This is a genomic window from Nocardioides sp. P4_G4 (assembly GCF_056401085.1).
In genome coordinates this window covers 55,759-74,094 of sequence record NZ_JBFUKA010000002.1, presented here as the reverse complement: position 1 = coordinate 74,094, position 18,336 = coordinate 55,759, and the positions used below count along the sequence as shown (strand labels likewise).

Genomic DNA, 18,336 nt, shown 5'->3' with positions numbered 1-18,336 from the left:
GGTGCAGGTCGACCTGCCCGGTGGGACCTTCACCATGGGCTCCGACCACCACTACCCCGAGGAGGCGCCGACCCACCGGGTGCGGGTCGATGCCTTCTCGATCGACGCCACCGCGGTGACCAACGCGGAGTACGCCGCCTTCGTCGCCGCCACGGGGTACGTCACGGTCGCCGAGCGCGACCCCGATCCCGCCGACTACCCGGACGCGCCCCCGGAGAACCTCCAGCCGGGGTCGATGGTCTTCACGCCCACCCGCGGACCGGTCGACCTGCGTCACCTCAGCCAGTGGTGGCGGTGGAAGCCCGGCGCGTCGTGGCAGCACCCGCGGGGTCCGCGGAGCTCGATCGACGCGGTGCAGGACCACCCCGTGGTGCACGTCGCCCACGAGGACGCGCAGGAGTACGCCGCCTGGGTCGGCGCCTCGCTCCCGACCGAGGCCGAGTGGGAGTACGCCGCGCGGGGTGGCCTCGAGGGGGCGGTCTTCACGTGGGGCGACGAGGCCCGGCCGGGCGGCCGAATCCTGGCCAACACCTGGGACGGGCCGGACTTCCCCTGGCGCAGCACCGGCGAGAGCGGATTCCAGCGCACCGCCCCGGTCGGCAGCTTCCCGCCCAACGGCTACGGCCTCTTCGACATGGCCGGCAACGTCTGGGAGTGGACCCAGGACTGGTGGACCGAGCGCCACCCCGACGAGGTGGACAAGCCCTGCTGCCTGCCCAGCAACCCCCGGGGCGGAGACCTCGGGCAGAGCTACGACCCCGCCCAGCCGCAGTTCCCCATCGGCCGCAAGGTGGTCAAGGGCGGCTCGCACCTGTGCGCCGACACCTACTGCCTGCGCTACCGACCCGCGGCGAGGCGACCCCAGATGATCGACACCGGCACCAGTCACCAGGGCTTCCGCTGCGTACGGCGCGGCGACGGGAGCACGCCGTGAGTCCCGAGACCCTGCCGTCCTGGCGTCCCGGGGCGACCCGCGACGCCGTGCTCGCCTTCCTGGACTCGGCCGGGTCCGTGCCGCTCGAGCAGCGGGTGGCCTGTTTCGACAACGACGGCACCCTGTGGTGCGAGAAGCCGAACTACCCCCAGTTCGAGTTCTTCGTCGACACCCTCCAGACCGCCGTCCGGGCCGACCTGGGCCTGTCCACCAGGCCGGAGTTCGCCGCGCTGCTGACCGGCGACCGGGCGGCCATCGGCGAGCTCGGTCTGGAGCGGATCGCGCTCGCCCTCACCGGCCTCTTCCAGGGCGTCGCGCCCGAGGAGTTCACGGTCCGGGTCCGCGAGTTCCTCTCCCGAGCCGCGCACCCGACCCTGGGTCGCCCGCTGCGCGCCACCACCTACCTGCCGATGCTCGAGCTGCTCGCCCAGCTGCGGCGGCTGGACTTCACCGTCTGCATCGTCACCGGCGGCGGGACCGAGTTCGTCCGAGCGGTCAGCCAGGAGCTGTACGGCGTACCGCCCGAGGCCGTGGTCGGCAGCCTGATCGACTACGACTTCGTCCCCGCCACGCCCGGTTCCGGCCCGACGCTGGCGCGGGCCGACCGGTTGGTCGGCGTCGCCAACGAGGGTGCCGCCAAGGTCACCCACATCCAGACCCAGCTCGGCCGACGCCCGATCCTGGCCGCCGGCAACTCGGGCGGGGACCGGGAGATGCTCGAGTGGGCAGCGGCAGCCGACGGCCCCTCGCTGGCGCTGCTCGTCGACCACGACGACACGGAGCGGGAGTTCTCCTACGTCAGCCGGGCGGAGAGCTTCACCGAGCCGGAGCTGATCACCGACGTCGGTGCGCGACTCGGGTGGACCGTCGTCAGCATGGCCGACGACTGGGGTGAGGTCTTCGCGTAGGCGGCGGCTCCGCCACCCGTGGGCAGACCTCGGACACGAGGGTGGTCCCACGCACGGGAGCTCAGTCGAGGCAGAACTCGTTGCCCTCGACGTCCTGCATGACCAGGCACGACTCGTTGTCCTCGTCGGCGAGCAGGAGCTGCACGCGTACGGCGCCCAGCGCCTCCAGCCGCGCGCCCTCGGCCTCGAGGGTGGCCAGGCGCTCCTCCCCCACCAGCCCGGTGCCGGCACGTACGTCGAGGTGGACCCGGTTCTTGACCACCTTGCCCTCGGGGACGCGCTGGAAGAACAGCCGCGGGCCGACCCCCGTGGGGTCGACGCACGCGAACCACGCCCCCTGCTGCTCGGGCGGCAGCGAGTGGTCGTGGTCCTCCCACGTCGCGAAGCCCTCCGGCACAGGAGGCGCGACGTACCCGAGGACCTCGCACCAGAAACGGCCCACGCGCCCCGGCTCCGCGCAGTCGAAGGTGACCTGGAACTGCTTCACGGTCGTCATCGCGCCACCCTAGGGTGCATCGCCGCAGCCGCGGCGTCGCGGATCTCCCGCGCGACCGCTCGGACGTCCTGGGACACGGTGTCGACGACGAGGTCTGCGGCCGGCCGGAGCCAGGCGAGAGCCGCTTCGTAGTCCTCGACGTGCGCGTGACGCCACGGCCGGATGCGCTCCGGCTCGACATCGTCGGCGTCGATGCGCGCGTGCAGGGTGTCCGCGTCGGCATCGAGCACGACGTGGAATACCTCGTGACCCAGCTGGCCAAGACCCCGGGAGAGCTCGTGCCAGTAGTCCTCGACCAGGACGGTCTGGGCTGCGACGAGGTCCTGCCCGGTGACCTGGATGATCTCGTCGGCCACCAGTGGGACGAGGCGACGCCACGAGGGGTACTGCTGGAAGTCCGTCACGGCGTGGTCGGGGAGGTTGTTGGCGAGCATGTAGCCGACCCACTCGGGGTCGAACTGCCGCCACCGCTCCCCGTCCGCGACGAGTGCGGAGCTGGTGGTGGTCTTGCCGACCCCGAACGTCCCGTTGAGCCACACGATCATGGCCGGACGCTACGACACCACCCGACCACCCGACGGCAGCGTCCGATTCCATCGAAGGACCTGGGTCGTGCACCACATCCTCCAGTCCCGAAGGGGTGAGAGTGAGGACGTCGGGTTACTGTCGAGGAATGACTGACCTTGAGCTCGACACTGCTGACCAGATCGAGCAAGAGGAGGACGTGACCGGTCCGCCGACCGAGGACACGCGCGCGGCTTGGGCCGAGGCGGCCCGCCCGATCCTGATCAAGGCGGCCCAGCGCTACCGCGCGCTGGTGAGCTACAAGGACCTCGCCGCGCAGATGCAGGAGGCCACGGGCATCACGACCCGCCAGCCCATGCAGCACTGGATGGCCGACGTCCTGCACCGGGTGGCCAGCGACTGCGCCGAGCGCAACGAGCCCAACCTCGCGTCCCTCGCGGTCAACGCGCAGGGCAGCGTCGGGGCGGCGTACGCCTCGACCGTGCTGGACACCCAGGGCGATGAGATCGGTGACTCCGACGACCACGCGGCGCGCGAACGACTCGCCTGCCACACCCACTTCGACGCCGCGGACCTGCCGGCCGACGGCGGCGTGCCGACCCTGACCGAGAAGGTCAGCGCCGCGCGGACCCGGGCCCGCAAGGCCTCCGCCCTGGCCCGCCCCATCGACACGTGCCCGGACTGCTTCATGGCGCTGCCCGCCACGAAGGTCTGCGACAACTGCGCCTGAGCGACTCCCCTGCGCGGGGGTGACGCCGCGCGTCCGTCCTTTGCTTGGATGGGCTCATGACCAACTCCCTCCTGAGCCCGTCCACGCTCGCGTTCGCGCTGCCGGACTACGCCCACCTGTCCGACGCCGACTACCGCGAGGCGATCGAGCAGGGCATGACCGAGCACCTCGCGGAGCTCGACGGGATCGCGACCGACGACTCCCCGGCCACCGTGTCGAACGTCCTCGAGGCGTGGGAGCGGTCCGGTGCCCTGCTCAACCGGGCGATGAACGCCTTCTGGGTGGCCAAGTCCGCCGACACCAACGACGCGCGGGACGCGATCGAGGAGGACATGGCGCCCCGGTTGGCTCAGCACTCCGACGCGATCCTCCTCGACGCGCGGCTCTACGGCCGCCTCACGTCCCTGGCCGCCCGGCGTGACGCCGGCGAGGTGACCCTCGACGAGCAGGAGGCGCACCTGCTCACCGAACGGCTCAAGGACTTCGAGCGCGGCGGCATCGCCCTGTCCGAGGATAAGCAGTCCCGGCTGCGCGAGCTCAACACCGAGCTGGCGACCCTGTCCACCCGCTTCGACCAGATGCTGGTGGCCGGGCGCAACGCCGCCGCCGTCCTGGTCACCGACGAGTCCGAGCTCGACGGCCTCGACGAGGGACAGACGGCCGGCGCCCGCGAGGCCGCCCACGCCGCCGGCCACGACGGCTGGCTGCTCACCATCACCAACACCACCGGCCAGCCGGTCCTCGGGTCGCTCACCCATCGCCCGACCCGCGAGCGTGTCTTCCGTGCCAGCGCCGGGCGTGGCCTGGGCACCCCCGGCGACCCGGACTCCGACTCCGCCACCAGCTCCGCCATCGAGGCCGACTCCGCAACCGACTCCGACTCCGACACAGACACCCGCGAGGTGCTGCTCACCATGGCGCACCTGCGCCACGAGCGCGCGCTGTTGCTCGGCTACCCGCACCACGCGGCGTACGCCGCCGAGGACGGCTGCGCGGGCAGCACGGAGGCCGTCAACGAGATCCTCGGTCGCCTCGGCCCCGCGGCGTACGGACTGGTGCGCGCCCGCGGCAAGCAGCTCCAGGCCCACCTCGACGCCACCGAGCCGGGCGCCACCCTCGAGCCCTGGGACTGGGCCTACGTCGACGGACAGCTGCGCCGCGAGGAGGCCGAGCTCGACCCCGGCGCCCTGCGCCCCTACCTCGAGTTCGACCGGGTGCTCACCGAGGGCGTCTTCGCGGCCGCAACCGCGCTCTACGGCATCACGTTCCACCGGCGTGAGGACCTCGTCGGCTACACCGACGTGGCCCGGGTCTACGAGGTGCGCGAGGAGGACGGCAGCCACCTCGGTGTGGCCGTCATCGACCCCTACACCCGGCCCACCAAGCAGGGGGGCGCCTGGATGACGAGCATCGTCGACCAGAGCCACCTGCTCGACGACGCCCCGGTCGTCACCAACACGTGCAACTTCCCCCCGCCGGCTCCCGGCGCCCCGAGCCTGTTGTCGTGGGACAACGTGATCACGCTCTTCCACGAGTTCGGCCACGACCTGCACGGGCTGCTGTCCGACGTCCGCTTCCCGTCCCGCTCGGGGACGGCGGTGCCGCGCGACTTCGTGGAGTTCCCCAGCCAGGTCAACGAGATCTGGGCCTTCGAGCCCACGCTGCTCGCCCGGTACGCCGTCCACCACGAGACCGGTGAGCCGATGCCGGCCGCCTGGGTGGAGCAGCTGCTCGGCACGTCCGGCAAGGAGACCTACCGGTACGCCGAGCTGCTGAGCGCGATGCTGCTCGACCAGGCGTGGCACCAGACCCCCGCCGACCAGCTGCCGACCGACCCGGCCGACGTCGAGGCCTTCGAGCTGGCGGCCCTCGAGCGCGCGGGCGTGCGCTACGCCCCGGTGCCGCCGCGCTACCGCTCGGCGTACTTCCACCACATCTTCGGCGGTGGCTACTCCGCGGCCTACTACTCCTACCTGTGGTCGGAGATCATGGACGCCGACACGGTGGCCTGGTTCGGCGAGCAGGGCGGCATGGGCCGCGAGGCGGGTGAGCACTTCCGCCGGACCCTGCTCGGGCCCGGCGGCTCGGTCGACGCCATGGAGTCCTACCGCCGCTTCCGTGGCGGCGACCCGGACCTGGCCCACCTGCTGCGCCGCATCGGCGCCGAGTAGGCACGGGCGCCGAGCCGGGGCTCAGTCGGTCAGCTGGCGGAGCCGGTGCCAGGCGAGACTGGCGCCGGCCCGCACGCTGCGCGGCGCACGCAGGGCTTCGAGGACCGGCGCGCGCTGGCGGGTCCAGTCGGGGTCGCTCGGCAGCGGGGCCTCGGCCGTGCCCATCTCGGCGCGCACCGAGCGGTGCATGGCCTCGCGGACGCCGAGCAGCCGGCCGCCGTCGGCGGGCACCCACGTCGCCTCGGGGCGACAGACCATGTCGTGGTGCAGCGACTCGACGAGGGCGTTCACCGTCCAGAACGGCGCCTGGACGAGCCCGGCGGTGCCCGTGGCCGCGACCTGCGTCGGGATCATCGCGACCGGCACCCGGATGCGCAGCAACCGGGCGGCGCGCGCGTAGGCCGCCAGCAGCCGCGGGTAGCGCAGCACGTCGGGACCACCGATGTCGACCGCACCGGTCAGGGTCGAGCCGGGCTCGAGCGCCTCGACGAGGGCACGCACCGCGTCGGTGGCCGCGATCGGCTGCACCCGCGAGCGCAGCCACAGCGGGATCGGCTGGAGGACGAGCAGGGTGCCGATCTGGCGGATCACCTCGAACGACGTCGAACCGGCCCCGATGACGACGCCGGCGCGCAGCGCGACCGACGACGCCGAGGAGGACAGCAGCTCCTCCTCGACCTCGAGGCGCGACGTGATGTGCTCCGAGAGCTCGTCACGCGGCACCTCGGGCACGAGGCCGGAGAGGTAGACGATCCGGGAGACGCCCGCGGCGTCGACGCCGCGGCGTACGGTCTCGGCCCCGATGCGGTCCTTGTCGGAGAATCCGCGCGAGCTCAGCGAGTGCACGAGGTAGCAGACCGCGTCCACGTCCTCGAGCGCCACGGCGACGTCGTCGGCGTCCGCGACGTCACAGCGCACCCAGTCGACCCGGTGGCCCCACGAGAAGCGCTCCGGGGTGGGTTGGCGCGACGACGCGGCGGTGACGAGGTAGCCGCGGTCGAGGAGCTCGGGGACGAGCCGCGAGCCGATGTAGCCGGTGGCCCCGAGGACGAGGACCCGGCGGGAGGAGGGAGCCATCACTCGCCCAGGTGGCGCAGCATGTTGGAGGCGAAGCGACGACCCATGGCGGCGACCACGCCGTGCATCACCGTCTCGACGGGGATCCGCGAGACCCGCGGCAGCGGCAGGTCGCACCAGATCTCCAGGTCGATGGCCACGTGGGTCCCGGTGCCGTCGGGTCGCAGGAGGTACTCCCCCTCCACGCCGGTGCGCTCGTCGGGACGCTCGGGGTCGTGCTCGAACGTGATCCGGGTCGGCTCGTCGAACGTCATCACCTCGGTGAAGACGGGAGCCACGGTGGCGCTCATCACCGGGATGTGGGTCAGGTTCCACGTCCAGTGCTTGCCGTCCACGTCGATGCGCTTGAGGTACGGCGTCAGCTTCGTCAGGAGCACCGGGTCGGTGAGGACGTCCCACACCTGGTCCGGGGAGGAGCGCAGGGTGGCTTCGGACTTGTTGCGGGCACGGAAGCGGTTCACCCGGCAAGCCTAGGCGGCGGGTCTGCACGCACCGACGGTCCGCCCCGCCGCCACCGGTCGTCCGGGCAGCGTGCTCCCGTCGTCTAGCCTGCTCGGGTGCTCATCTCCGACGACCGCCGGATGCTCTTCGTCCACATCCCCAAGACGGGTGGGGCGTCGGTCGAGCAGCTGCTCCGCGAGGCCTGCCCCGACGCGCGCACGGTCGGCAGGCAGCGGCACGCGCGGCTCCAGCGGATCCTGCGCGACGAGCCGGGCCTGGCCGGCTACTGGTCGTTCGGCTTCGTGCGCAACCCGTGGTCGCGGATGGTGTCGTGGTACTCGATGATCGACACCTGGAACCACCGCTGGGGGCCGGCCTCCGGGCGGCCGCAGGACGGCCAGTGGGGCTCGACGCGCGACGGCAACCCGCTCTGGCGGGCGGTCGCGGCGTACGCCGACTTCGACGAGTTCGTCCTGCGCGGCACCGCCGAGCACGACCGCCTCGCCATGCCGCAGGTCGACTACCTCGTCGGCGACGGGGTCCGCGCCGACTTCATCGGCCGCACCGAGCACCTGGCCGAGGACATCGCCACCATCCAGCGCCGGCTGGACATGCCCGCGATCGAGCTGCCGCACCGCAACGCCCGCTCCAGCGGGTCGTGGCGCGACTACTACACCCCGCAGACGCGGGAGCGGGTGGCCGAGGTCTACGCCAAGGACGTCGCGGAGTTCGACTACCGCTTCTGAGGCCCGGTCACCGTCCCCGCGGCGGTACGACGAGCCGGGTGCCGCGGGCTCCCGACCAGACGCCGGTCTCCTGCAGCCGCGTCCACACGGCGTACTCGGGGGCGAAGAAGTCGACCAGCGCGGCACGCGTGGACTCGGTCAGGTCGGGGTCCGCCGGGGGCGAGACGTTGCGCCGGTCGAACGCGACGTCCGCGCCGAGCCGGGACCGGAACCACGACTGCCAGGCGTCGGGGCGCTCCACGGCGAGCACCCGGTCGACCTCGACCTCGTCGCCGATCGTGAGGAACTGCCCCGGCCGGCCACGCGGGGTCGGCGCGTCGCGATCGCCCTCGACGTAGAGCCGGGCGAACTCCTCGAAGGACAGGTCCGAGCTGTCGGCGCCGGGCCGGTGCCGCTCCGCCTCGGGTCGGGCCCGGTAGCGCCACCACGACTCCAGCCAGCGCACCGGGTCGCGGAACATCGTGACCAGCTCGTAGGACTCGCGGTCGTGGCCGTCGGCGGCCAGGCGCGGCGCGATCCGCCGGGTGTAGCCGGACGCGCCGAGGTGCTTGAGGCCGGGCGGCCGGTCGATGACCAGCTCGGCGTGGGGGGCGAGCGCGGCCTCGAGCGAGGTCGAGGCGCACTTGGGCATGGCCAGCAGCACGAATCCGTGCCGCGGGAACGCCATCATGGGGCCGGATCCTTCCAGACCACGCGACCGCGGCGCCGACCGGTGCAGCACCGGTCGACGCCGCGGTCAGGCAGCAGGGGCTGAGCCGTCAGCCGTTGCCGCCGGCCCGGAACGCCTGCCAGGCGTCGCTCATGCGGGCCGACTGGCCCTCGGTGAACATGTCCATGCAGAAGTCCTCGGTGTAGTCCATGAAGTTGTGGATCGGGTCGAGACCGGGCGAGCGCTCACACGTGTCCGTGTCCTCCGCGTCGCAGTAGAACTGCGGGTAGGCCTCCCGCGGAGTGTCGGCCACACCGTCGTTGGACGCGCTGCACCCGCCTTTGAAGGTGTGCTCGAGCATCATCCAGTGCCCGACCTCGTGGGTGAGCGTGTCGCCCTCGTTGTAGGGCGCCGCGGTGCCGCCCGGCATGGACTCGTCGAGGACGACGACCCCATCGATGTAGTCACGACCGTTGTTGTATCCCTTGGGGAAGTAGGCCCAGCCGAGGAGGCCGCCACCGATGTCGGCGGCGTAGACGTTGAGGGTCTCGGAGTCGCCCACGTGGAGCGCCGCCTTCATGTCGCGCTCGGTCTTGCCGGGGGCGACGTTGGCCCACGCATCGTTGGTGACGAAGTTGACGTCCTGGCTGAGCGCGAAGCGGAAGGGCGTATCGGCGGCGTCCGGAGAGGTCGCGCCGGAGTACGCGTCGTTCAGGACGTCGATCTGCGCGTCGACCATGGAGGTGAGGCGGGTCCGGTCCGCTGCAGTCGGCTCGGAGTCGGTGATGACGTGGAAGACCGTGTCGATCGTGACGGAGCCCGGATCAAGCGACGGCAGGTCCTTGATGACGCCGTACTGCTTGGCCTGCTTCTCGCTGTACAGGGCCGGCTCCTGGACGTTCGCGCCCGCCTTCACGCGGGCGGCGGACGAACCGGTGTCGCAGGCGACGGGGCCGTCGAAGGCCACACCGGCGACGGCGGGCGTCGCCGCAAACCCCAACGGGGCGAGGGAGAGGACACCGGCGACGGCAGCCGACCGGAGGAGACTCGTGGAACGCATGGGCGGGGTGATCCCTTCGAGGGGTGAACGATGGTCCCGTCAACCTAGGCGGGGGTAGCCCGTTCGGGCTACGACCCGGACGGACAAATCTGTGTCAGTCCGTCGTCGTGTAGCGCCCGCGGTGATACACGAGCGGGCGTACGTCGTCGCCGGCGGCGAGATCGACGACCCGCCCGATCACGATGACGTGGTCCCCGGCCTCGTGGATCGCCTCCACCGTGCAGTCGACGTGGCCCACCGTCCCCTCGAGCAGCGGCGACCCCGTCCCGGGCGCCGGGCGCCAGGGCAGACCCGCGAACTTGTCGTCGGACGGTCCGGCCATGCGCTCGGAGACGGAGGCCTGCCCTTCCGCGAGGAGGTTGACGCAGAACGTCCCCGACCGGACGATCGCGGCGTAGGCGCGGGACTGCCGCGTCGGCAGGAACGCCACCAGGGGCGGGTCGAGCGAGACGCTCGTGAAGGACTGACAGGTCATCCCGATCGGGGACTCCCCCGCCATGGTCGTCACCACCGTGACTCCGGAGGCGTAGCGCCCCAGGACCTCGCGGAACCAGCTCGCCTGGGTGCGCGCGGCCTCGCTGTCGACCTCCAGCGTCTCGCCGGGTCGCCACTCGAAGTCGTGCTCGCGGTCGTGCGGGAGGTCCACCCCCTCAGTCTCGCGCACCACTCCTACGCAAGACCGGCCCGGTGCCGTGAGGATGCTGGACAGGGGCGTCACACTGGCCCACATGACCTTCCCGGACGGCTGGACCCGCGGCTCGCACACCCACGACGGCGTCACCCACCCGACGTACCGCAGGGGGACGGGACCGGGAGTCATCGTGATCCACGAGATCCCGGGCCTCACGCCCGAGGTCGCCACGTTCGGCGAGGAGGTCGTGGACGCCGGCTTCACGGTGGTGATGCCGAGCCTCTTCGGCACCGATGGCGCACCGATGTCGCCGCGCACGATGGCGTCGTCGATCGGGCGGGTGTGCGTGAGCCGCGAGTTCACCAGGCTCCGCACCGGAGAGACCACCCCGGTCGCCGGCTGGCTGCGCTCGCTGGCCCGCGACCTGCACTCCGAGCTCGGCGGGCCCGGTGTCGGCGCGCTGGGCATGTGCTTCACCGGCGGCTTCGCGCTCGCGATGGCGGTCGACCCCGCCGTCGCCGCCCCCGTGCTGTGCCAGCCCAGCACCCCGTTCGCCGTGGGTGCCAAGCGGGCCGCCGACGTCAACCTCTCCCCCGGTGACCTCGACGTCGTCAAGGGGCGGTGCGCCGCCGGTCAGCAGGTGATGGGGCTCCGCTACCGGTCCGACCCGGCCGTCGGGAAGCGCTTCGACACCCTCACCCGCGAGCTAGGGGACGCCTTCATCCGCGTCGAGTTCGAGGGCAAGGGGCACTCGACCGTGACCGCGCACCGTCAACAGGAGGGCGTCGACGCCGTGCTCACGTTCTTCGCCGAGCACCTGCGCTGAGGTCCGGGTCGTGACCCTGGTCGTGCTGTCCGGGCTGCCCGGGAGCGGCAAGACGCGGGTGGCCACCGTCCTGGGCCGCGAGCTCGCGTGCGCAGTGGTCTCCGTGGACACCATCGAGCGCGGGCTGCACGACGCCGGCGTCGATCCGGCGCAGCCCGTCGGCCTGGCGGCGTACGCCGTGGCCAACCGGGTCGTGGGCGTCCAGCTGGCCCTGGGGCACACGGTTGTCGCCGACGCGGTCAACGCCCACCCCGAGGCCCGTCAGGCGTGGGTGGACCTCGCGGCCCGGCACGACCGGCCGCTCGTCGTGATCGAGGTGCGGTGCAGCGACGAGGACCTCCACCGCCAGCGGCTCGAGACGCGCGAGCACGAGCTCCGCGAGGTGCCCTGGGAGCGGGTGCAGGCACTGCGCGCGGCGTGGACGCCGTGGCCGGTGCCGACCACGGTCTTGGACACGGCCGGCGAGCCGGAGACGGACGAGGCCGTGGCCACGATCGCCGGCGAGCTGGCCGGCCGATCCCGACCGTGACCCGGTCCTGTGCCCTCGGTCTCATGATGAGAACAGGTTCTACCGCGCCCGATACCATGGGGACGTGAACTTCCTCCGCCGTCAGGTCGTGGTCGCGGCCCTCACCGCCAACGCCCTGCGTCCGCTGACCGGCCGGCGGGCCGGGATCCCCGCCTTCGCGGCCGGCTGGATGTACGGCGAGCTGGCACCGCAGGTGCTGGCCCTCACCGCGGCGGACGCGGCGATCCACCTGTCCCCCCTTCGCCGGGGCCCCCGCAGCCGGATCGGTCTCGTGCTCGCGGCCGCCAGCGCGCTGGGCCTCGCCCACCTCGTGCGGCAGAGCCAGCAGGCCCGGCGCCACGTGGACGAGGCACTCGTCGAGGGACTCGGGGTGGAGTACGTCGAGCAGCTGGACGCGCCGCCCACGCCGGCCGAGCTGGCCACCCCGTGGCGCTCGCTCGTGAACCCGTTCCGGATGGCCGACCCACGGGTCCGCGTCGACAAGGACATCGCCTACTCGACCTACGGACGGCGGGGCCTGCTCGACATCTACCGTCCCGCCGAGGGACAGCTGGCCGACGCCCCGGTGCTCCTCCAGGTGCACGGAGGCGCGTGGATGACCGGTCGCAAGGACCACCAGGCCATCCCGCTCATGCAGCACATGGCGGCGCGGGGCTGGGTCTGCGTCGCCATCAACTACCGCCTCTCTCCGCGGGCTGCGTTCCCGGACCACGTGGTCGACGTCAAGCGCGCCATCGCGTGGATCAAGGAGCACATCGGCGAGTACGGCGGCGACCCCGACTACCTGGTCATCACCGGCGGCTCCGCCGGCGGGCACCTGGCCGCGCTGGCCGCGGTGACCCCCAACGAGCGGGAGTGGCAGCCCGGCTTCGAGGAGGCCGACACCTCTGTGCAGGCGGCCGTCCCGCACTACGGGGTCTACGACTTCGCCGGCTCGACCGGCCTGCGCAGCGCGGTCGGGATGCGCGACGACTTCCTGGCGCCGCGGGTCCTGCAGACGACGTGGGAGAAGGACCCGGAGCTGTTCGAGGCCGCCTCCCCCATCCTGCGGCTCGACGGCGACGAGCCCGACTTCTTCGTCATCCACGGCAGTAGCGACACCCTCGTCGACGTGGGCCAGGCCCGGGCGTTCGTCGACGAGCTGCGCGGGGTCTCGAAGCGCTCCGTGGTGTACGCCGAGCTGCCCGGCGCCCAGCACGCGTTCGACACGTTCCCCTCGATCCGCTCCGCCCACGTGGTCCGCGCCATCGACCGCTACCTCACCTGGCACTGGAACTCGTGGCGCCAGGGCCGCGCGGTCGACGCCGGCGCGGCGCCGGGCGAGGAGCCCGGCACCGACGACCAGGTCGACCCGGCTACGCGCTGATCAGGCCCACGTGGTTGCCGTCGGCGTCCGCCACGATGGCCACCACGGTCTGCCCGCCCACGCTGGTGGCCGGGGAGACCACGGTGCCGCCGGCCTCGACCAGCGTCGCGACGCTCGCTTCGACGTCGTCGGTGGCGTGGTAGGCGGTCGGTCCGACCATGCCGGAGGCGTGGCCGTTCGGGTTGAGGCCGATCTCGAGGCCGTCGAGGTTGAAGCCGACGTAGTAGGGGGTCTCCGTGTGCGGCTCGGCGCCGAAGGCGGTGCGGTAGAAGGCAGTCGCTGCGGCGACGTCCTTCACGGGGATGACGATGGAGCTGACGGTCATGGTTCCTCCTGGGTCCGACCGGGTCTCCCCGGTGCTGGGCTGGCGTCTCGTGGAGTTGACGAGCCGGCGCGCGCCGGTGTGACAGGTCAGCCGAAGTCCGCGACGATCCGGCGCTGCGGGGCGTCCACGGTGACCTCGCCGCCGTACGGCAGCACCACCTGTGGCGAGGTGTGCCCGAAGTCGACGTCCATCACGACCAGCAGGTCCGGCGCGTAGTCGGACGCCGCCCTCAGCACCGCCTCGCGGTACTCGGCGCGACGGGCCGAGGCCTGCTCCGGCCCGGGCGTGTGGTCGTGGTCGCCGACCGGGGGCCTGGCCCACAGCAGGGCGGCGACGACGCCGAGGATGCCGCGCTCTCCCAGGGCCCGCAGGATGCGGAAGCACTCCTCGGGGGCGGGGCGCTCCTCGGACGGCTCGAGCAGCAGCACCGACCCGGCGTACGACTCGCCGGGCATCATCCAACGACCGACCTGCATGGTCTCGGCCACCGACTCGATGCACCCGCCCCAGGTCCGTCCGGTGACCCGGGAGGCCGGCCCCGCCCAGGTCCACGGCTCGGCCGGCACGTCCGGCGGCGACTCGGTGAGTGCCTCCGGCGTGTCCCACCGCAGGCCCACGTCGAAGGTGCGCGGGACCGGGTGGACCTCGTGGGTGCCACCGAAAAGGGCCGCCCGCAGCGAGGCCAGGTGGAGCGGGTCGACCACCGGGCCGGGCCCGAGGTGCACCTGCGTCGAGCCGCCGTACACGGACCCGATGCCGTGGTCCCAGAGCCAGTTGGCGAGGTGCGTGTTGTCGCTGTAGCCCAGGAAGCGCGTGGGGACGGCCGTCATCCGCGCGGCGTCGAGGTGACGCAGCACGGTCACCTGGTCGTCGCCGCCGATGGTCGCCATCACGGCGCTGATCTCCGGGTCCTCGAAGGCGGTCATCAGGTCCTCGGCCCGCTCGTACGGCGACCCCTGCCGCCGCGTGGTGGGGTACTCCACCGGCTCGAGGCCCAGGTCGCGGACCCGCTGGAGCGCCTGCTCGTGGACCGCCGGGAAGTGCGCGGGAGCGCACCAGGACGGGGACAGGATCGCCACGCGGCCTCCGGGCAGAACGGGCGGGGGCAGGATCACGGGATGGCTCATGCGCACTAGTGTCTCCCCGTGTGAGCGACCGCGTGAGCACCCCCGAGGACCCGTCCGCGACCGCGTCTCCTGACCCGCACGGCATGCCGGCCGACCTGCTGGCCCATGCGCGGGCGGCGAAGGGCTTCATGCCCGACGACGAGGGCCTGCTGCTGCACCGGGTGGCCCGCGAGCGGCTGCCGCACGGTCCGGTGCTGGAGGTCGGCACGTACTGCGGCAAGTCCGCGATCTACCTCGGGGCCGCGGCCCGTGAGGTGGGAGGCGTGGTCGTCACCGTCGACCACCACCGCGGGTCCGAGGAGAACCAGGCCGGCTGGGAGCACCACGACACGAGCCTCGTCGACGCGGAGTCCGGTCGGATGGACACCCTGCCCGTGTTCCGCCGGACGATCGAGCGGGCCGGCCTCGAGGACCAGGTGGTCCCGGTCATCGGGCGCTCGACGGCCGTCAGCGCCCTGTGGCGCACTCCCCTGTCGATGCTCTTCATCGACGGCGGGCACGCCGAGGAGCACGCGCAGAACGACTACACCGGATGGGCGCCGTGGCTGATGGCCGGCGGGCTGCTGGTGATCCACGATGTCTTCCCCGACCCGGCCGACGGCGGTCGCCCGCCGTACCACGTGTTCCTGCGCGCGCTCGAGAGCGGCGACTTCGTCGAGGTCGAGGCGCTCGGGTCGGTGCGGGTCCTGCGGCGGACCTCAGGAGACGCCGGCGACCCGGTCCGTTGACTCGCAGCCGCACTCCAGGGCCAGCTCGGCGAAGTCGGGCGCCAGCGAGGTGCCCCGCATGATGTCGGAGCCGGGGCTCTCGGCGGACAGGGCGTCGACGGCCAGCAGGACCGCCGCGGCGGTGTAGGTGGTGTGCTCGACCGGCCAGTTGACGTCGTCGGGAAACACGTAGCCGGTCCAGTACCGGCCCTCCTCGGCACGCAGGTGCTGCATGTCGGCCAACAGCCGCAGGGCCTGGGGCCGGTCCCCGAGGGCGTCCAGGGCCATCACCAGCTCGCAGGTCTCGGCGCCGGTGACCCACGGGTTGCCGGAGACGCACCGGATGCCCAGGCCGGGCTCGACGAAGGTGTCCCAGCGCTCCGCGATGAGGGCGCGACCGGCATCGCCGCGGACCGCGCCGCCCAGCACCGGGTAGTACCAGTCCATCGAGAACTCGGACTTGTCGAGGAACAGGTCGCGGTGCCGGCGCAGCGCGTGGCCGAGGCGACCGCCGGCCAGCTCCCAGCCGGGCTGCGGCTCGTCGAGGAGCTCCGCGATCGCCACCCCGGCGCGCAGGCTCTGGTAGATGCTGGAGGAGCCGGCCAGCAGGGCGTCGGGGTTGATCCGGTCGGGACGCCCGTCGCGCCACTCCTGCGACCACGCGATGCCGCCGAACGGCAGCTGCATGCCCACCACCCAGTCGAGGCCACGCTGCACGACCGGCCACATCCGACGCACGAAGCCCTCGTCGCGGCGTACCAGCCAGTGGTGCCAGACCCCGACGGCGAGGTACGCCGACATGTTGGTCTCGCCGCTGTGGTCCTCGACCTCACCCGCGACGAGCTTCATCGGCCACGAGCCGTCGGGGCGCTGGGTGCGCGCCGCCCAGTCGTAGGCGCGCTCGGCCGCCTCGACCTCCCCACCCACGACGAGGGCCATCGCCGCCTCGACGTGGTTCCAGACGTCGGTGTGCTCGCCGACCGTCCACGGGATCGCGCCGTCCGGCTCCTGCATCGCCGCGATGGAGGCGGCAGTCTGCCGGACCTCGGCCGCGGTCAGGACGTCGGGGTGAGCCGCCTCAGCCTGCATCGGGCTTGCGGAAGTAGAGCACCATGCTCTTGCCGATGACCGGGTCGAGCACCTTGCCGGCGACCCGGAGCGCCTTCGGGTTCTTCATGATCTCCCAGACCAGGAGCCGGTGGTACGCCTTGGCGAGCGGGTGGTCGTCGTTGCGGACGCCGACGGCGCACTTGATCCACCAGTACGGCGCGTGCAGGCCGTGGGCGTAGTCCTTGCCCTCGAAGTCCATCCCGGCCTTCGTGACCTTGTCGACGAGCTCCTTGTCGGTGTAGATCCGGATGTGGCCGCCGGGGGTGTTGTGGTAGTCCTCGGACAGCTTCCAGTTGACGATCTCGGGGAACCACCGCGGCACGCTGACCGCGAGCGTGCCGCCGGGTCGCAGCACCCGCACGAGCTCGTGGATGGCCTGGATGTCGGCCGGGATGTGCTCCAGCACCTCGGCGGCCACGACCCGGTCGAACTCGCCGTCGGCGAAGGGCAGCGACAGTGCGTCGCCCTCCTTGACGTCGGCCTCGGCACCGGCCGGCACCTCGCCGGCGTCGCGCATCGCGGCGAACCACTCGCGCACGGTGGCCAGCTCGTCGGCGTCCTGGTCGAAGGCGATGACGTCGGCGCCGCGCTTGTACATCTCGAACGCGTGGCGACCGGCTCCGCAGCCCATGTCGAGCACGCGCTCCCCCGGACGGAGCCCGAGTCGGTCGAAGTCAACGGTCAGCACGGTGGTCCTCCTGGACGGTGTCGGACGGGGTGGTGGCCTGGTCGGCACGGTAGCTGGCGATGGTGTCCTCGTACGCCGCGGCGGTGGCCTCGGCCACCGCGCGCCAGGTGAAGAGCTGCTGCACGCGGCGGCGGCCCGCCCTCCCCAGCCGCTCGCGGCGCTCGGGATCGTCGAGCAGGGCCGACAGCGCCAGCTCCAGCTCGCCGACGTCGCCGGGCTCGACGAGCACCGCACACTCGCCGTCCTCGCCGACGACCTCGGGGATCGCCCCGGCACGCGAGGCCACCAGCGGGGTCTCGCACGCCATCAGCTCGGCGGTGGGCAGGGAGAATCCCTCGTAGAGGGACGGGACGCAGGCCACCTCGGCCGACCCCATGACCTCGACCAGCTCGGCGTCGCTCACCCCGTTGACGAAGGTGACCGAGTCGGCGATCCCGAGCCGGTCGATGAGCTTCTCGGTGCGCCCACCGGGCTCGGGCCGGGTGACCAGGACCAGGGAGACGTCGCGCTCGGTGCGGAGCTTGGCGAAGGCCTCGAGGAGGGTCGCGATGCCCTTCATCGGGGCGTCGGCGCTGGCCATGGCCAGGATCCGGCCGGGGACGCGCGGTGTCGTGGGCGGCACGAAGCACTCGTCGACGCCGAGCAGCACCGTACGCATCCGCGCGGGGTCGACCCCGAAGTCGCGGGCGATGTCGCGGGCGGAGGTGTCCGAGGGCGTGACGATCGTGCGGGCCTGCCTGGCCACCGCGGCCTGCATCTTCAAGAAGCCGTACCAGCGGCGCAGGCTCAGCTTCTTGCGCAGGGTGGGGGCGGCGGCGATGTCGATGCGGCGGTCGAAGGTGATCGGGTGGTGGATCGTGGTGAGGAGCGGCAGCCCCATCTTCTCGATGTCGAGCATGCCGTAGCCGAGGACCTGGTTGTCGTGGGCGACGTCGAAGTCGTCGAGCCGCTCCCGGAGCACGCGGGCCACGCGGCGGGAGAACGTCTTGGGCTCCGGGAAGCCGGCGGTCCACATGGTGAGGACCTCCTCGACGTCGATCAGGTCGCGGATCTCGCTGGGGCGCGGCGTCCGGAACGGGTCGGGCTCGCGGTAGAGGTCGAGGCTCGGCACCTTGGTCAGCCGCACACCCTCGTCGAGGTCGGGGTAGGGCTGGCCCGAGAAGACCTCGACCTCGTGACCGAGCCGGACGAGCTCGCGGCTCAGGTGCCGGACATAGATCCCCTGGCCGCCACAGTGGGGCTTGCTGCGGTAGGACAGCATGGCGATGCGCACGTGCTGCGACCTTTCTC

21 protein-coding genes are annotated in these 18,336 nt (G+C 72.4%); 9 read left to right on the top strand and 12 right to left on the bottom strand.

The features are described from left to right. Window position 1: 1 nt before the first annotated feature. Window positions 2-934 carry a formylglycine-generating enzyme family protein gene (locus AC1DQF_RS00900; RefSeq protein ID WP_477523316.1) on the top strand — a complete coding sequence of 311 codons (933 nt, stop codon included), beginning with the start codon at window positions 2-4 and terminating at the stop codon, window positions 932-934. Further along, a complete protein-coding gene (locus tag AC1DQF_RS00895) occupies window positions 931-1,842 on the top strand; it encodes an HAD family hydrolase (RefSeq protein ID WP_477523315.1) in 912 nt (303 codons plus the stop codon). Before AC1DQF_RS00900 ends, AC1DQF_RS00895 begins: the two co-directional genes overlap by 4 nt. Before the next feature lie 61 nt (window positions 1,843-1,903). On the opposite strand, the gene AC1DQF_RS00890 is transcribed toward AC1DQF_RS00895, so the two are convergent. Further along, entirely contained in the window at window positions 1,904-2,338 is a 435-nt protein-coding gene (locus AC1DQF_RS00890; RefSeq protein ID WP_477523314.1) for a VOC family protein, read from the bottom strand. Beyond that, window positions 2,335-2,883 carry an AAA family ATPase gene (locus AC1DQF_RS00885; protein WP_477523313.1) on the bottom strand — a complete coding sequence of 183 codons (549 nt, stop codon included), beginning with the start codon at window positions 2,881-2,883 and terminating at the stop codon, window positions 2,335-2,337. Before AC1DQF_RS00885 ends, AC1DQF_RS00890 begins: the two co-directional genes overlap by 4 nt. 128 nt (window positions 2,884-3,011) lie before the next feature. Here AC1DQF_RS00885 and AC1DQF_RS00880 point away from each other — a divergent pair, with 128 nt between their 5' ends. Both AC1DQF_RS00880 and AC1DQF_RS00875 read left to right on the top strand, forming a co-directional pair. Then, the gene (locus AC1DQF_RS00880; protein ID WP_477523312.1) at window positions 3,012-3,593 is read left to right on the top strand and encodes a hypothetical protein; all 582 of its coding nucleotides are present in this window, start codon (window positions 3,012-3,014) and stop codon (window positions 3,591-3,593) included. A gap of 56 nt (window positions 3,594-3,649) precedes the next feature. After that, window positions 3,650-5,764, top strand: coding sequence for a M3 family metallopeptidase (locus AC1DQF_RS00875; RefSeq protein ID WP_477523311.1), 2,115 nt, complete (start codon window positions 3,650-3,652; stop codon window positions 5,762-5,764). A 21-nt stretch (window positions 5,765-5,785) separates the two neighbouring features. On the opposite strand, the gene AC1DQF_RS00870 is transcribed toward AC1DQF_RS00875, so the two are convergent. Both AC1DQF_RS00870 and AC1DQF_RS00865 read right to left on the bottom strand, forming a co-directional pair. Further along, a complete protein-coding gene (locus AC1DQF_RS00870) occupies window positions 5,786-6,841 on the bottom strand; it encodes an NAD(P)H-binding protein (RefSeq protein WP_477523310.1) in 1,056 nt (351 codons plus the stop codon). Beyond that, window positions 6,841-7,302, bottom strand: a complete 462-nt coding sequence (locus tag AC1DQF_RS00865) for an SRPBCC family protein (RefSeq protein ID WP_477523309.1) — start codon at window positions 7,300-7,302, stop codon at window positions 6,841-6,843. Before AC1DQF_RS00865 ends, AC1DQF_RS00870 begins: the two co-directional genes overlap by 1 nt. A gap of 96 nt (window positions 7,303-7,398) precedes the next feature. Between AC1DQF_RS00865 and AC1DQF_RS00860 the strand changes: the two genes are divergently transcribed. After that, the gene (locus AC1DQF_RS00860) at window positions 7,399-8,028 is read left to right on the top strand and encodes a sulfotransferase family 2 domain-containing protein (protein WP_477523308.1); all 630 of its coding nucleotides are present in this window, start codon (window positions 7,399-7,401) and stop codon (window positions 8,026-8,028) included. Between the two features lie 7 nt (window positions 8,029-8,035). Here the strand turns inward: AC1DQF_RS00860 and AC1DQF_RS00855 are convergent, their stop codons facing one another. From AC1DQF_RS00855 to AC1DQF_RS00845, 3 genes are all read right to left on the bottom strand, one after another. Next, window positions 8,036-8,698: a sulfotransferase family protein gene (locus tag AC1DQF_RS00855; RefSeq protein WP_477523307.1), complete on the bottom strand. Its 663-nt coding sequence runs from the start codon at window positions 8,696-8,698 to the stop codon at window positions 8,036-8,038. A gap of 88 nt (window positions 8,699-8,786) precedes the next feature. Beyond that, entirely contained in the window at window positions 8,787-9,737 is a 951-nt protein-coding gene (locus AC1DQF_RS00850; RefSeq protein WP_477523306.1) for a zinc metalloprotease, read from the bottom strand. A gap of 94 nt (window positions 9,738-9,831) precedes the next feature. Further along, the gene (locus AC1DQF_RS00845) at window positions 9,832-10,401 is read right to left on the bottom strand and encodes a flavin reductase family protein (RefSeq protein ID WP_477523305.1); all 570 of its coding nucleotides are present in this window, start codon (window positions 10,399-10,401) and stop codon (window positions 9,832-9,834) included. Between the two features lie 64 nt (window positions 10,402-10,465). On the opposite strand from AC1DQF_RS00845, the gene AC1DQF_RS00840 reads away from it, so the two are divergent. The 3 genes from AC1DQF_RS00840 to AC1DQF_RS00830 all read left to right on the top strand — a co-directional run bounded on the left by AC1DQF_RS00840 (window position 10,466) and on the right by AC1DQF_RS00830 (window position 13,089). After that, a complete protein-coding gene (locus tag AC1DQF_RS00840; protein WP_477523304.1) occupies window positions 10,466-11,194 on the top strand; it encodes a dienelactone hydrolase family protein in 729 nt (242 codons plus the stop codon). Window positions 11,195-11,204: 10 nt separating this feature from the next. Next, window positions 11,205-11,723 carry a P-loop nucleotide/nucleoside kinase family protein gene (locus AC1DQF_RS00835; protein ID WP_477523303.1) on the top strand — a complete coding sequence of 173 codons (519 nt, stop codon included), beginning with the start codon at window positions 11,205-11,207 and terminating at the stop codon, window positions 11,721-11,723. 64 nt (window positions 11,724-11,787) lie between these two features. Continuing rightward, window positions 11,788-13,089 carry an alpha/beta hydrolase fold domain-containing protein gene (locus AC1DQF_RS00830; protein ID WP_477523302.1) on the top strand — a complete coding sequence of 434 codons (1,302 nt, stop codon included), beginning with the start codon at window positions 11,788-11,790 and terminating at the stop codon, window positions 13,087-13,089. Here AC1DQF_RS00830 and AC1DQF_RS00825 read toward each other — a convergent pair. Together AC1DQF_RS00825 and AC1DQF_RS00820 are read right to left on the bottom strand one after the other, a co-directional pair. After that, a complete protein-coding gene (locus AC1DQF_RS00825; protein WP_477523301.1) occupies window positions 13,079-13,414 on the bottom strand; it encodes a VOC family protein in 336 nt (111 codons plus the stop codon). The genes AC1DQF_RS00830 and AC1DQF_RS00825 overlap by 11 nt on opposite strands. An 86-nt stretch (window positions 13,415-13,500) precedes the next feature. Beyond that, on the bottom strand, window positions 13,501-14,541 hold the full coding sequence (locus tag AC1DQF_RS00820; RefSeq protein ID WP_477523300.1) for a S66 family peptidase: 1,041 nt from the start codon (window positions 14,539-14,541) through the stop codon (window positions 13,501-13,503). Between the two features lie 20 nt (window positions 14,542-14,561). On the opposite strand from AC1DQF_RS00820, the gene AC1DQF_RS00815 reads away from it, so the two are divergent. Further along, window positions 14,562-15,269, top strand: coding sequence for a class I SAM-dependent methyltransferase (locus tag AC1DQF_RS00815; RefSeq protein ID WP_477523299.1), 708 nt, complete (start codon window positions 14,562-14,564; stop codon window positions 15,267-15,269). Here the strand turns inward: AC1DQF_RS00815 and AC1DQF_RS00810 are convergent. From AC1DQF_RS00810 to AC1DQF_RS00800, 3 genes are read right to left on the bottom strand one after another with little or no spacing between them, the layout of a single operon-like run. Continuing rightward, window positions 15,240-16,337, bottom strand: a complete 1,098-nt coding sequence (locus AC1DQF_RS00810) for a glucosidase family protein (protein WP_477523298.1) — start codon at window positions 16,335-16,337, stop codon at window positions 15,240-15,242. The genes AC1DQF_RS00815 and AC1DQF_RS00810 overlap by 30 nt on opposite strands. Next, window positions 16,327-17,046 (bottom strand): class I SAM-dependent methyltransferase, encoded by a 720-nt coding sequence (locus tag AC1DQF_RS00805; protein WP_477523297.1) that lies wholly within the window; start codon window positions 17,044-17,046, stop codon window positions 16,327-16,329. Before AC1DQF_RS00805 ends, AC1DQF_RS00810 begins: the two co-directional genes overlap by 11 nt. Continuing rightward, window positions 17,033-18,319, bottom strand: a complete 1,287-nt coding sequence (locus AC1DQF_RS00800) for a glycosyltransferase family 4 protein (protein WP_477523296.1) — start codon at window positions 18,317-18,319, stop codon at window positions 17,033-17,035. The genes AC1DQF_RS00805 and AC1DQF_RS00800 overlap by 14 nt, the downstream gene beginning before the upstream one ends. Window positions 18,320-18,336 lie beyond the last annotated feature (17 nt).

Excerpts from the sequence above, each read along its gene's own strand:
- AC1DQF_RS00810 (WP_477523298.1), bottom strand. The coding sequence starts at position 16,337 with ATGCAGGCTGAGGCGGCTCACCCCGACGTCCTGACCGCGGCCGAGGTC.
- AC1DQF_RS00820 (WP_477523300.1), bottom strand. The coding sequence starts at position 14,541 with ATGAGCCATCCCGTGATCCTGCCCCCGCCCGTTCTGCCCGGAGGCCGC.
- AC1DQF_RS00850 (WP_477523306.1), bottom strand. The coding sequence starts at position 9,737 with ATGCGTTCCACGAGTCTCCTCCGGTCGGCTGCCGTCGCCGGTGTCCTC.
- AC1DQF_RS00870 (WP_477523310.1), bottom strand. The coding sequence starts at position 6,841 with ATGGCTCCCTCCTCCCGCCGGGTCCTCGTCCTCGGGGCCACCGGCTAC.
- AC1DQF_RS00880 (WP_477523312.1), top strand. The coding sequence starts at position 3,012 with ATGACTGACCTTGAGCTCGACACTGCTGACCAGATCGAGCAAGAGGAG.
- AC1DQF_RS00885 (WP_477523313.1), bottom strand. The coding sequence starts at position 2,883 with ATGATCGTGTGGCTCAACGGGACGTTCGGGGTCGGCAAGACCACCACC.
- AC1DQF_RS00890 (WP_477523314.1), bottom strand. The coding sequence starts at position 2,338 with ATGACGACCGTGAAGCAGTTCCAGGTCACCTTCGACTGCGCGGAGCCG.
- AC1DQF_RS00825 (WP_477523301.1), bottom strand. The coding sequence starts at position 13,414 with ATGACCGTCAGCTCCATCGTCATCCCCGTGAAGGACGTCGCCGCAGCG.
- AC1DQF_RS00875 (WP_477523311.1), top strand. The coding sequence starts at position 3,650 with ATGACCAACTCCCTCCTGAGCCCGTCCACGCTCGCGTTCGCGCTGCCG.
- AC1DQF_RS00855 (WP_477523307.1), bottom strand. The coding sequence starts at position 8,698 with ATGATGGCGTTCCCGCGGCACGGATTCGTGCTGCTGGCCATGCCCAAG.
- AC1DQF_RS00840 (WP_477523304.1), top strand. The coding sequence starts at position 10,466 with ATGACCTTCCCGGACGGCTGGACCCGCGGCTCGCACACCCACGACGGC.